General features: G+C 47.7%; 15 protein-coding genes. 9 read left to right on the forward strand and 6 right to left on the reverse strand.

Translation table 11 applies throughout. The annotated features are described in order from the left end of the window. Positions 1 to 17: 17 nt before the first annotated feature. Both yycI and BM200_RS24770 read left to right on the forward strand, forming a co-directional pair. Entirely contained in the window at positions 18 to 773 is a 756-nt protein-coding gene (gene yycI, locus BM200_RS24765) for a two-component system regulatory protein YycI (RefSeq protein ID WP_091189352.1), read from the forward strand. Positions 774 to 854: 81 nt separating this feature from the next. Continuing rightward, entirely contained in the window at positions 855 to 1,661 is an 807-nt protein-coding gene (locus BM200_RS24770; protein ID WP_091189353.1) for an MBL fold metallo-hydrolase, read from the forward strand. On the opposite strand, the gene BM200_RS24775 is transcribed toward BM200_RS24770, so the two are convergent. Beyond that, complete coding sequence (locus tag BM200_RS24775; protein WP_091189354.1) at positions 1,630 to 1,851, reverse strand: hypothetical protein; 222 nt, start codon at positions 1,849 to 1,851, stop codon at positions 1,630 to 1,632. The genes BM200_RS24770 and BM200_RS24775 overlap by 32 nt on opposite strands. Positions 1,852 to 2,004: 153 nt before the next feature. Between BM200_RS24775 and BM200_RS24780 the strand changes: the two genes are divergently transcribed. Beyond that, positions 2,005 to 3,360, forward strand: a complete 1,356-nt coding sequence (locus BM200_RS24780; protein ID WP_091189355.1) for a S1C family serine protease — start codon at positions 2,005 to 2,007, stop codon at positions 3,358 to 3,360. A 172-nt stretch (positions 3,361 to 3,532) separates the two neighbouring features. Beyond that, positions 3,533 to 4,444, forward strand: coding sequence for a DUF4097 family beta strand repeat-containing protein (locus BM200_RS24785; RefSeq protein ID WP_245773145.1), 912 nt, complete (start codon positions 3,533 to 3,535; stop codon positions 4,442 to 4,444). Between the two features lie 49 nt (positions 4,445 to 4,493). On the opposite strand, the gene BM200_RS24790 is transcribed toward BM200_RS24785, so the two are convergent. Continuing rightward, positions 4,494 to 4,823, reverse strand: a complete 330-nt coding sequence (locus BM200_RS24790) for a YnfA family protein (protein WP_091189357.1) — start codon at positions 4,821 to 4,823, stop codon at positions 4,494 to 4,496. Between the two features lie 154 nt (positions 4,824 to 4,977). Between BM200_RS24790 and BM200_RS24795 the strand changes: the two genes are divergently transcribed. The 3 genes from BM200_RS24795 (at position 4,978) to rlmH (ending at position 6,493) form a co-directional block, all read left to right on the forward strand. Then, positions 4,978 to 5,148, forward strand: coding sequence for a CxxH/CxxC protein (locus tag BM200_RS24795; RefSeq protein ID WP_015847785.1), 171 nt, complete (start codon positions 4,978 to 4,980; stop codon positions 5,146 to 5,148). 111 nt (positions 5,149 to 5,259) lie between these two features. Further along, the gene (locus BM200_RS24800) at positions 5,260 to 5,862 is read left to right on the forward strand and encodes an ankyrin repeat domain-containing protein (RefSeq protein WP_091189358.1); all 603 of its coding nucleotides are present in this window, start codon (positions 5,260 to 5,262) and stop codon (positions 5,860 to 5,862) included. Positions 5,863 to 6,013: 151 nt separating this feature from the next. Then, the gene (rlmH, locus tag BM200_RS24805) at positions 6,014 to 6,493 is read left to right on the forward strand and encodes a 23S rRNA (pseudouridine(1915)-N(3))-methyltransferase RlmH (RefSeq protein ID WP_091189359.1); all 480 of its coding nucleotides are present in this window, start codon (positions 6,014 to 6,016) and stop codon (positions 6,491 to 6,493) included. 55 nt (positions 6,494 to 6,548) lie between these two features. On the opposite strand, the gene BM200_RS24810 is transcribed toward rlmH, so the two are convergent. Further along, positions 6,549 to 7,571, reverse strand: a complete 1,023-nt coding sequence (locus BM200_RS24810) for a sensor histidine kinase (protein WP_091189361.1) — start codon at positions 7,569 to 7,571, stop codon at positions 6,549 to 6,551. Next, positions 7,568 to 8,239, reverse strand: coding sequence for a response regulator transcription factor (locus tag BM200_RS24815; RefSeq protein ID WP_091189362.1), 672 nt, complete (start codon positions 8,237 to 8,239; stop codon positions 7,568 to 7,570). Before BM200_RS24815 ends, BM200_RS24810 begins: the two co-directional genes overlap by 4 nt. A 170-nt stretch (positions 8,240 to 8,409) precedes the next feature. Here BM200_RS24815 and BM200_RS24820 point away from each other — a divergent pair, with 170 nt between their 5' ends. Continuing rightward, positions 8,410 to 9,177: an ABC transporter ATP-binding protein gene (locus BM200_RS24820; RefSeq protein ID WP_091189363.1), complete on the forward strand. Its 768-nt coding sequence runs from the start codon at positions 8,410 to 8,412 to the stop codon at positions 9,175 to 9,177. Further along, positions 9,164 to 11,089: an ABC transporter permease gene (locus BM200_RS24825; protein WP_091189365.1), complete on the forward strand. Its 1,926-nt coding sequence runs from the start codon at positions 9,164 to 9,166 to the stop codon at positions 11,087 to 11,089. The genes BM200_RS24820 and BM200_RS24825 overlap by 14 nt, the downstream gene beginning before the upstream one ends. 191 nt (positions 11,090 to 11,280) lie before the next feature. Here BM200_RS24825 and BM200_RS24830 read toward each other — a convergent pair whose 3' ends face one another. Next, positions 11,281 to 11,565, reverse strand: a complete 285-nt coding sequence (locus BM200_RS24830) for a VOC family protein (protein WP_175533009.1) — start codon at positions 11,563 to 11,565, stop codon at positions 11,281 to 11,283. 160 nt (positions 11,566 to 11,725) lie between these two features. Then, a complete protein-coding gene (locus BM200_RS24835) occupies positions 11,726 to 12,592 on the reverse strand; it encodes an SDR family NAD(P)-dependent oxidoreductase (protein ID WP_091189367.1) in 867 nt (288 codons plus the stop codon). Between the last annotated feature and the right edge of the window lie 45 nt (positions 12,593 to 12,637).

Here is a 12,637-nt window from a genome sequence, read left to right on the forward strand (position 1 = left end):
CGGAGGCGAAAGATCAGGTGGATTGGGGCAGGGCCAAAAGCGTGCTTATTATTTCGTTTCTGCTGCTTAACGTATTGCTCGGCTATCAGGTATGGTCGAACGTTGGCGAGCAGCTCAATGCCAATAAGAATACAGCAGAGCTTCCAAGCGAGACCTATGCCTTCATGAAGCAGAAGGGGATTGAGCTGTCCGCCAATCTGCCGGTCGAGACTCCGAAGCTGCGGGATTTGACGTATATGCTGCGCAGCGGCACGCTCGAGGAACTGCCGGAGACGAAGCTGGAGACGCCGGTCGACAGCCGGATTATTTTCTCCGAGAAGGACCTCGACAAGACGCTGGGCAGCCAGATTGTTGACCTTGATAAATATAAGTTTGACCCGGCGATGACAAGAGACGGGGTATATGTGCTCTATCGCATGGCCGATAGCCGTCCGATGTTCGACGTCAAGCTGGAGCTGTATTACAGCAATCAGAAAATAACCGGCTTCCGCCAGGTCAGGGTAGATCTGATGGGGCCAGGCGAAGCCAAGGTACAGACGGTTCTGCCGGCCTCCAAAGCCATGGCGCCGTTCATTGAGCGGAACCTGCCGGACGGCGCGGTCATAACCGACATTCAGCTTGGCTACCACGGCCAGATGTTCGATACGGAGACGCAAGTATCGGCGCCTTATTACCGGGTTCTGCTGGAGGACGGGAACGAGTATTACATCCATGCGATTAACGGGGAAGTCGCACAGGTGAAGGAAGAAGTGCCGCTGGACCGCGTCCGTTAGCTACTAGCGGGACAGGCGGTTGAGCGGAAAGATATAGTGGCTTTTGTTCATGGGAGCAGGGGAAAGGATCGAATTAATGCGATGGGAATTACGTTTACGGTGCTGGGAAGCGGATCTACGGGCAATGCAACGATAGTAAGCAACGGGGATAAAATGGTGCTGGTGGATGCCGGCCTTAGCATGAAAAGATTGGACGAGCTTTTGCGTGAGCAGGGCGTAGCTGGCCATCAGCTGGATGCGCTGTTCGTCACGCATGAGCATTCCGATCATATTAAAGGGCTGGGAGCCTTCGCTCGCAAGTATCAGCTTCCAATCTTTGCGAATGAGGGAACATGGGGCGGCATGGAGCGTCATGTCGGTACGATTGATCCCGAGAAGCGGGTTGTAATGGAGACAGGCGAGATGCTGCGGCTGGGCTCAATGGAGGTATGCTCTTATCCGATCTCGCATGATGCGGCCGAACCGGTCGGCTATACGTTTATCGATAACGGGGAGAAGCTGAGCCTCGCTACTGACCTTGGTTATATGAGCGATAAAGTAAGAAAGGCGATTATTGATTCAGACGTATTGGTACTCGAGTCAAATCATGATACCGAGATGCTCCGCATGGGCCGTTATCCGTGGAACATTAAGCGCCGGATCCTGAGCGATGTCGGTCACTTGTCGAATGTTGCCGCCGGGGAGGCATTATGCGAGCTTCTGACGGACCGGACGAAGAGGGTGTACCTGGCCCATCTCAGTCTGGATCATAACCTGATGGATCTGGCGATGCTGACGGTGAGAAACGTTATGGAGGATAACGGAATCTTCTTCAAGCAGGATGAGAATCCGCTGCGCGCAACCTATCACGACAGGCCTACGGCATGGGATGAAGTGAGGCGGAAATAAACGACTCCAGCTGATTGTCCAGCTCATCGGCTTTGGCATTCAGTTCTTCCCGGGTGATAAGACCCTTGTCCACCAGCAGTTCAAGCATGGCGCTGAGGGTCAGGACGGTGCGGTAGTGGTCTTCCTTCAGGTCCGCTAATTTGGCCGCAAGCTCTACTTGCTCCCAAGGGGAGAATGGTTTTGTTTTCATAGATACGGTTCGCTCCTTTTTCGCTATGATGGAGGAGTGCAAAAGTAAATCTATTATTATTGTAGTCTAATCTTCCGAAAACATTCTTAGATAAGAAAAATAGTCTTGTTATATTTTCAAAGGCAAGCATAGGCATCGAAAGGAGCGGTAACGATGGGATTATTTGATGACGATTTCTATTCGACAAAGGTGTCAAGACGTGCTCGTTCCACTTCTTCGAAGGATGATTTTGCCTTCTCTAATAACAAGGGCATGCGGAACTGGTCGAATGTCCGAATCGCATTCGTTGCTTCCTTCACCAGTGCGGTGGCGGCAGTGCTGTTGTTTGTGCTTGTCTTTGGCGGCGGAGGTTTTGGTCCGGGCTCGCATTCGGCCAGCGTATCGGCTTCCGGCAGCACTTCGCTTGAGCAAAGAACAATTCAGGCTTCGGCGAAGGTTCGTCCGGCGGTTGTCAGCGTCATTAACGAGCAGACGGTTCCTTATGGACTTATGCCGGGTACGGATGGCAGCGAGGGTACCACAGGCAGCGGAGAAGAAGAGCAGCTTCCAGGCTCGAAGCAGGAGGTTGGCGTCGGCTCAGGTGTTATCTTCAAGCTGGCGAACGGCAAAGCATACATTATAACAAATCATCATGTTATTGCGAATGCGGAAACGGTGAAGGTGCTGCTCGTCAATGGCGAGAAGCGGGAAGCGAAGATTGTCGGCAGCGACCAGATTACCGATTTGGCGGTGCTCGAGATGGACGGCAAGGATATTAAGACGGTTGCCGAAATCGGCAAATCGTCAAAGCTGCAGCCGGCTGAATTCGTGCTTGCGATCGGTAATCCGTTAGGGCTTGGCGATTCGCTGGCCATGGGGATTGTGAGCAAGACGCACCGAATCGTACCGGTATCCTTGAATGAGGACGGCGTATATGACTGGCAGCAGGAAGTCATTCAGGTAAATGTATCGATTAATGAAGGCAACAGCGGCGGACCGCTCATTGATATGGATGGCAAGGTTGTTGGGATTAACAGTATGAAGATTGCTGAGGTTGGCGTGGAAGGCTTAGGCTTTGCTATTCCGATCGACAATGCGATGCCGATTATTGACAGCCTGATGGAGAAGGGATATGTATCCCGCCCTTATCTTGGCGTGTACACCGTCGATCTGGAGCAGTACTTCGCCCAGCAGCAGATGGAGGATCAGGCGGCGGAGGATAGCGGGAAGGCCGATTCAGGTGCGGCCGCGGGCACTGAGGAATCAGAATTGCCTGAACTGAATCTTCCGGATGAAGTGTTTAATGGCGTCATCGTGATTGAAGCGGTTGGACCGGCCAAGGATGCAGACATTAGGCTGAATGATGTCATCGTGAAGCTGGATGAGAAGAGCATCAGCAGTACGATGGAGCTCCGTCAATATTTGTACGAACAAAAGCATATTGGCGATGAGATTAAAGTGACCTTCTACCGCGACGGCAAGCTGAAGACAACGTCGTTCAAGCTGGCGGAGAAGACAAAGGATGAATAGATCGTAATGGCTGTGCTGACAGGAGACTGCGGGCACAGTCTTTTTTTGTGTTTTCCCCGACTAAAGTCTAACCTTTGAACCATCCTCTGGAAGGTTTTTGGCAATTTTCTAATGGCGTACACTATATTCAAGAAGCAAGGGAGCAGAGAGTGGAGAGGGAGAGAAATCAACCATGAATAGACGCTGGGCAAGAAACACGATAGGAGTGATCCTTGTGGCAATCGGGATAATCGCCATATTCCAATATCAATTCGGCGGCGTGAAAAGCAAGGAATACACTCACACGCTGAAGCTGGATGATAACATGCAGGAGCTGAGTATCGAATCCGACAGCCTCGGGCTTGAGGTTAACTTTGTTCCAAGTACGGACGGAAGCAACTCGATCCATGTCGAAGGCAAAGCAAAGCCAGAGGTTATTGATCAGATTAAGAACGCAAGAGTCGAGAACGGGAAGCTTGATCTTCGAATGAAGGAGAAATGGCGTATGAATTTCTTCGACTTCTCCGGCTGGAACGACAAGCAGCTTGTAACGGTATCGCTGACAGACGAAGCGATGAGTTCCCTGGAGTCGTTCAAGCTGGACAGTGATTCCGGATCGGTAAGGGTTAATGGAGCCAAAGCGGTTAACAGCTCGGTGGCAACAGAATCCGGCAGCATCAGGCTAGGCAGCTTCGAGGGTGACAAACTGTCACTGAAGTCAGACTCCGGAAGCATCAAGCTGGACAGCTTTACAGGCAGCAGCTTGGCGCTCAGTTCGGAATCCGGCAGCATCCATGCAGGGACGGTTGTTGCGGAGCTGAGAGCCTCCTCCGATTCAGGCAGTATCACCATTGATCGTCTGAACGGCAAGTCCGTCGTTAAATCGGATTCCGGCTCCATCCGCATCATGAAGGAAGATACGGCAGGTGCAGATGTAAACAGTGATTCGGGCAGCGTCAAGATTGATTTGCCGGCTTCGTACGGCGGCATGTATGATCTGGATTCGGATTCCGGCTCGATTCATAAACCTGAGCAAAAAGGAACTTCGAACGAAGTGATCAAGGTTCGCACAGACAGCGGCAGTATTCGGATCAGCCAGCCGTAAATAAGATGAAGCCGCACGGGCAGCCCGTACGGCTTTTTTTTATTGGGGATTAACCGCTCCGCGGGGCATACAGCATGATCGCTACGCCGGCGAGACAGACAGCGGCACCTAGCCAGTCGTAAAAATCGGGTGCTTTTTTGTCGATGAGCCAACCCCACAGAACGGCCAGAATAATAAAGACTCCTCCGTAAGCAGCATAGACACGGCCAAAAGAGGGGAAATTTTGTAGGGTGGGAATAATACCGTAAGCGATAAGAATAACGCCGCCGATAATGCCGTACCAGAGCGGCTTCGCTTCGCGCAGCCAAAGCCAGACAAAATAACCTCCGCCGATCTCGGCAAGGCCTGCGATCAGGAACAAGACGATAGCGATAAACAAGGGATGGACTCCTTTTATAATCAGTTGTTTTTATTATAGCGAGATCGTATGCAGAAGGAAATGATAGGGAGAATCGGACGGAATGCTTCACATTGGCAGGCTTGTTTGCTATGCTAACGTTATATAACAACAATGAAGAGGAAGCGAAATTCGAATGTATTGTGTATGCAAGCAGCATGTAGAGCTCGCGATTGATAAATTTGTAGACGAGTATGAGGATGCGCCGGATATTGTTGATTTGAAAGAAACGGAATTTGCGGACTGGGATCCGCCGCGCAGCTGCGACCTGTGCGGGGAGGCAGCCGCCGAGTTCCTGGTGGTGTAGCACCTGCAACGTACAGCCCCCAACTTGTCATTAAGTTGGGGGCTGTTCCTTTGTCTGCTAAACTAAAGAAAGAAACAGAGAGATTGAGGCCAAGAGGAGCGTGTTTATGTCATGGAAACGATAAATGTCCAGTTGCTTCAAGCTGCGGAGAGTGGGCAAGTCGAGAAGGTCAGGCAATTGCTTAAGGATGGAGCGAGCCTCAACGTCCAGGATGCGAGGGGACGTACACCGGTTATGATTGCGACTTATAACAAGGACTTCAAGACGGCGAAGGCGCTCATTGAAGCGGGAGCGGACGTGAATATACGGGATAATAGGCTGAACTCGCCTTTCCTGTATGCCGGCGCGGAAGGATATTTGGATATTCTGAAGCTTACAATCGACGCCGGTGCAGATCCGAAGATTACCAACCGTTATGGGGGCGTAGCGCTCATTCCGGCTTCGGAGCACGGTTATGTGGAGGTTGTCCGGGAGCTGCTTGAGCGGACGGAGATTGATGTCAATCACGTTAATAACCTGGGTTGGACGGCTTTGCTCGAGGCTATTATTCTAAATAACGGGAACAAGAGACAGGTTGAGACTGTGCAATTACTGATCGAACATGGGGCCGATGTTAATCTGGCCGACGGCGATGGCGTTACGCCGCTAAAGCATGCCCGTTCAAAAGGTTTTAAAGAGATAGAGAGGGTTCTGATGCAGGCAGGGGCGAAGTAGGCTGGATGCAAGGGAACAGGCGTCACAGAGAGAGTGGGCTCGTATTCTTACGCACGACAGCAGGTAGGCTTGAAAACTTTCCAGTTTCGGGCGAGTTTTGATATGCTAAGAGAATTAGGGAAAATTCTACGTACATAAGGGATGAACATTCATGCATATACAAATTGCGTCGGTAGGCAAGCTTAAGGAAAAATATTTGGTACAAGGCATCGCAGAGTATGCCAAGCGGCTTGGACCGTACGTGAAGCTTACGCTCACGGAAGTGCCCGATGAGAAGGCGCCGGAGACGATGAGTCCGGCGGAGGAAGCGCAGGTGCGCGAGAGGGAGGGAGAACGGCTTCTGGCTCAGCTGAAGCCGGACGCCCATGTGGTGGCGCTCGCGATCGGCGGCGAGCTCTGGTCCAGCGAGGATCTCGCGGACCAGCTCGATAAGCTCGCCACGTATGGAAAGAGCCACGTGGCGTTTGTCATTGGAGGGAGCACGGGTCTAGCTCCTTCGGTCTTGCAGCGCGCCCAGCAGAAGCTCAGCTTCGGGCGCATGACGCTCCCGCACCAGCTGATGCGGCTGGTGCTGATCGAGCAGATCTACCGCGCGGTAAAGATTAACCGCGGAGAACCGTACCACAAGTGAGGCGAATTATTTGATGAATCGAAGAGAGAGGCCTGCTCTCATATAACGTTATGTTCTACAATCGATAGTAGTTACGTACTTTTGGAACGTGTATCACTGCTGTTGTATAGACGCCTTCCTCGGATTCGATCGTGAGCTCATACTCTAGCTTGTTAGCTAATTTCTTGGCAAGATAAAGTCCCATGCCTGTGGACTTGGTATGGTTCCTACCGGTTGTTCCGGTAAATCCTCTGTCGAAAACACGATCGATATCCTCTGATTTGATTCCGATCCCGTCATCGTGGAGACGCACTCTCTTTTCATTGCTGTCTTCTTCAAAAGAAACAGAAATGTTGCCGCCTACGTCGGTATATTTCAAAGCATTCGCCATAAGTTGATCGAGGACGAACCCCAGCCACTTCTTATCACTCTGGACTGTTAATTCTGAATTCTCCATATGAAAATGAATTCCTTTGTTTATGAACAGCTTGGCATATTTTTTTACCGTATTTTTGACGATCTGTCCGACATGAACCTCGGTGATGAAATAGTCCTTATTGAAGGTATCTATCCGCGAATAGTAGAGGGCTTGCTCTACATAATCTTCGATCTTCCCGAGTTCATCTTCAAGATGATCGTCAAGCCACTCCTTCGATTTGTCTTCGCTATGTTCGAGGAGCAATTTGCTTGCAGCGATAGGGAGCTTAATTTCGTGAATCCATGACAGGATATATTCTTGATGCTCCTTCTTTTCCTCTTGCAGTTTTTGAAGCTGATGGGTATGATCTTGGACTATATTCTTGATGACATTTACAAAAAGTCTTTGGTTTTCATTTTGAGACTCAGGGAGTAAGGAAACAAGGACGTCATGGGGATGTTCTGTAAGTTCTCTTAATGACTGATAAAACTTTTTACGGTAATAGTAGCCGACGGCTATGTACATACATGCAAACACTAGACAGCTAATGTAAGTGTATAATATGACACTCCAAGCATGTTGATCGATATTCGTATACAGGATTATGGATACAAAGGTGATGATGAGTAAATAAAAGATGACAAAAAAGCGTTTATCCTTGATGTACCCGTATAAGCTCATTGGATAATATAACCCTCCCCTTTTTTGGTTGTAATCAAGTCCCCCTTGCCAATATCGGTCAATTTTTTTCGAAGTCGATTAATATTCACGGTTAAGGTGTTATCATCTACGAAGCTTTCGTCCTTCCAAAGACTGCGCATGATCTTATGGCGGCTTATGATGGTTCCTTTTTGCTGCAAGAGAAGCTTTAGAATCACAAATTCCGTCTTTGTAAGCGAGACCGTCTCATCCCCTCCGTGCACTTCCCAATCCTTGAGATTCAATAGTACACCATTATGCTCAAGTACGTTGGATTGGGTATCCATGTATGCATAGGACCGCCGCAAGAGCGCATTGATCTTCGCCATCAGCACGTCTGAATCGAAGGGCTTCTGAATAAAGTCGTCCCCGCCCATATTCATGGCCATAATCATATCCATAGGGGTATCGCGGCTAGATATGAAAAGGATAGGCACTTGGGAAATTTCCCTGATCTTTTGACACCAGTAAAAGCCGTCGAAGGTAGGCAAATTAATATCCAATAGTATCAGGTGTGGTTCTTCTTTCAAAAAATCCTCCACAAGCTGGTTAAAATGATCTGGTTTTGATACAGTATAGCCCCATCTCTCCACGGTTTTTCCCAGCAATTCTCGAATGGTTGGCTCATCTTCAATAATCATAATTTTCATGATATTTCCTCCCGATGTAATTCATTAGTATTATTTTAATCTAACTAGCAGGATCAAATTGTGACAAAACTGTAAGGATGTTAGCATAAACCGTAAGTTTGAATTCGGTTTTCTTCGTATACAATTGAACCTAACAAAGAGTAAATATGTGAATGGGAGGAATGGGAGCAATGAAAGTAATCGTCGATGCTAAAAATATAAAAAAAGTATATGGTACAAAGGGAAATGTTTATACAGCAATTGAGGGTATAGACCTTACCGTTCAGGAAGGACAGTATATAGGTATTATGGGGCCTTCAGGGGCAGGAAAGTCGACGTTGCTGAATATTCTGGCTACCATTGATCAGCCCACATCCGGAGATGTTGTAATTGACGGAACAAGCATTGTCCATATGAACGAAGAACAGCTTTCCGTCTTTCGCCGCGAGAAGCTGGGGTTTATTTTTCAGGATTATAACTTATTAGATACATTAACCGTGAGGGAAAACATCCTGCTTCCTTTAGCACTTGCCAAGACGAAAATTAAGGAATTGGAACGAAGAGTTGAAGAGGTGGCTGACATATTTGGCATATCTCCCATCTTAGACAAATATCCGTATCAAATTTCGGGAGGGCAAAAACAGCGTACTGCGACTTCAAGAGCGCTGGTCGCGAAGCCGAGCTTAATCCTGGCGGATGAACCTACGGGCGCTTTAGATTCTAAATCAGCGACCGATTTATTGGAAAGTCTGAAAGGCTTAAGTGAACATAACCGGGCGACGATTCTTATGGTTACACATGATGCATTCGCTGCTAGTTATTGTCAGAAGGTGGTCTTTATTAAAGACGGTAAACTTTTTACCGAGCTAGTGAAAGGCAAACTGCCTCGGAAAGAGTTTTTTAACAAGATATTAGATGTGTTGTCTGTGCTGGGGGGTGGAGCCAGTGACGTTATTTAGTTTAGCTTGGAAAAATATGAAGGGAAGTTTCAGTAATTATCTGATTTACTTTGTTTCGATGGTATTCAGCATGATTGTTTATTACACTTTTGTCTCCTTGCAGTATAGTGAGCAGATTCAGGGGAGTATTATGCTGTCGGAATTTATGAGCTTTATGTTTATGGCAGCTTCCGCAGTCTTACTATTGTTTGTTGCCATTTTTCTTTTATACTCCAACTCCTTCTTCACACGGAGTAGGAAGAGGGAAATCGGATTGTACTCGATGCTCGGATTGCGTAAGAAATCGATCGCACGCATGATGTTTTATGAAAATCTGCTGATGGGTGTGCTGGCTTTAGTCATTGGAATCGTATTTGGAGCATTGATTTCGAAGTTTTTTTCTATGATCCTAATCAAACTCATGGGCACGTCGGCAAAGGTTGATTTTGTACCTTCCATCGAAGCCATAGTCCAAACTGTGATTGTCTTTATGTTGATTATTTTATTTACTTCATTTCAAGGGGCACGATTAATTTATCGGTTCAAATTAATTGAATTGTTCCATGCAGAAAAGAAAGGGGAACAAGCACCTCTGGTTTCTCCCATAATTACCTTCATTGGTGTAAGCCTTTTGGCTTTTAGTTATTGGTTAATCGTGAGGCCTTTTCCGGAAGAACTCACGGGTAACTACGTGGTGGGGAATTATGGGATGGCCCTTATTGCGCTCAGTGTGGGGACTCATCTCTTTTTCCGTTCGGCAACGGTCTTTTTATTAATGCTGTCGCAGAAAAATAAATCTCGATACTATCGAGGGACCAACTTTATAGGAACCTCTCAGTTACTTTATCGTATTCGGGGAAATGCACGCACTTTCTCGTTGATTGCCTTACTCAGCGCAGTAACGATTAGTTTCTTCGGAGCCACTTACAGCGGGTATTATGGGAATGAAATTTCTGCAAAGGAGGATGTCCCCTTCACTTATACACACTTATCAGGAGGGCAATCCTTCGATTCTGAAATAGAGAAGTTAATCAATGAAGATACAGCGCATCCAGTTCAAGCACAGCTAGATATCCCTGTATTAGTGATGGAAGGTCAGCTTTCATTCGAACTGGATTATTTAACAAGTCCGATCAAAATAATCGCAGCAAGCACATTTAATCAAGCATCTAGGGCTTTAGATCGGGATGTCACCGTACACCTATCTGGTCAACAAGCCGCTGTGGTTAAGCCGAGGTTAACCGATTTCAGGCAAGCCAGCTTTGAAGGCCAACATTTGACTTTGTCGGAATCTAAGAAAAACTCTAAGCTACAGCTTGTACAACTAGTCGAGGGCAGTGTCTTGCCTTTTGATTATCCCGATTTTTTCGTTATTGTGAGCGATGAATGGTTTAAACAGCTGGCGAAACAGACGACAACGTTGACCTACAAGGCGTATGAAGTGGAGGACGAAAAGACAACAGAAGCTGTCTCCAGTAAGCTGGCGACGCTCATTGATGGAGATTTCCAAGTGCATTCATCCTTTTATACAGTCTATAAGGAAGGTAAGGAAGGAAGTGCAATGAATCTTTTTGTTTTTGGTTTCTTAGGGCTGGTGTTTCTCGCGGCGACAGGCAGTGTCATTTATTTTAAACAGTTAACCGAAGCGGGGGAAGCTAAGCCTAATTATGAAATCTTACGCAAGATTGGCGTCGATAACAAAGTGATTCGATCGATGCTGCATAAACAAACACGATTTGTGTTTGGGTTGCCGCTTCTCGTTGGTATCTTGCATAGTACTGTGGTTTTATATTTTATAAGTAATTTCATGTCCAACCTAATCGGCGTTAATATGGTCGTTCCTATGCTGATTGCCATGGTGGCATTCATTGGGATTTACGCAGGTTATTATGTATTAACGGTAACGACCTATTATAGGATTGTATGCCGGTAAAAGTTATAGATTACGGAGTGCCCCTCAAATTCGCCGTTTGAGGGGTTACGGTGAACCGTATCATAAGTGACGGCGAAATATAATCTAAAGAATCAATCCTGGCAACGGAAGTAGAGTTTATGGTCTGCAAAATATAAAAAGGTCAGCCCAATGGCCAACCTGTGTAATAGGGGAGTGAACACTCTATCCGTCTAGTTCGCTTTAACCTCGTTGGTAATCATCCACAGCACGCCGAATTTGTCCTCGAGCTGTCCGTGCAGGGCGCCCCAGAAAGCAAGTTCTAGAGGGTACTTCACATTGCCGCCTTCCGCGAGCTTCGCGAAAGCTTCACGGGCTTCATCTTCCGTTGCGAATTCGAGTGACAAGTTGATATTGTTCCCGTAATGAATCGGTTCGAAGGAGTCAGACATGAAGAGATTAACTCCGCCCGCCACAAGGCTCATGTGAACGATTTTGTCCTTGATGGCGTCAGACAAGCACCTGCGGGCGTTCTATAGCCTGATGCGGCTGATAATCCGAACACCTCGCCCAACCGATAGCGCCGAGACAGTCGGCCGGACCTGCGAAGGGCGACCCCTAAGCCGCATTGCGAACGAAGTTCAGAAGATAGTCTCCCAGGCAAAGTTCTTCTGGAACTCAGCCATGAAGAACACTCCCGTCAAGAAACTCACGGCTATATATGTCGGAAATTCTGTCCAGTACGCGCGGCGCATGTTCTGCAAATTTCAATTCCGAAACCCGGCCTTTCAACAAAAATACGCCGGACTTATCGCGGTGGTTGCCGAGGGCTCCCTCATATAATTGGTCGGCGCCATGGGTAGGCGGAGAGGAAAGAACCTTAAAAAGCAGTTCGAACCATGCCGGCATTCCCGAATCTTTTCCTTTTTTTAGAGTGTTGTTAAGTCCCGGGTCAACGCTGCGGATCTTGATGCCTTCCTTGGCAAGTTGCGGCGCCACGGCTTGAGTCCACAACGATAGCGCCAACTTTGAGGCCGCATAAGGACCAACCATTTTGCGGAAGGTTTTGGGATGCTCCAGGTTTTCGATTGTAAATTCCTTCGTGAATCTAAGGACCTGTGATGAAGTGTTAATCACTGTTTTTAATCGGCCGTTTTTCAACAGTTCCTTCAATTCCATCAGAATGATATAAGGAACGACCGTCAACAATTCATAATGCTTTTCGCGGCCTTGTTTCGAATAGCTCAGTTCGCTTAAGCCACCTCCGGCGTTGTTGAACAAAATATCGATCTGCTGTTCCTTGCTTTTGATTTCCTCCAAAGAGCGTCTCAAGCTGCCATAATCGGCTAGATCCGTCACTTTATAGGCTCGAAGCCTTCCGTTCTTGAGGGCGTTTTGAATGAGCATATCGTCCGCCGGAAAATCGGAACGGTTCAAAGTAACGACCTGCCAGCTCTGAGACAGAAATTTCCGGGCTAATGCCAACCCGATCCCCTGGCTTGCGCCTGTAATCAGTGCGATATGTTCTCGTTGGTTCGTATTCAACGGATGTCCTCCCTCCTATTTCAAAATACTCTCCTCTTATTTGCG

It is taken from the genome of Paenibacillus catalpae, from assembly GCF_900112695.1.
In the GTDB taxonomy this organism is placed as follows: domain Bacteria; phylum Bacillota; class Bacilli; order Paenibacillales; family Paenibacillaceae; genus Pristimantibacillus; species Pristimantibacillus catalpae.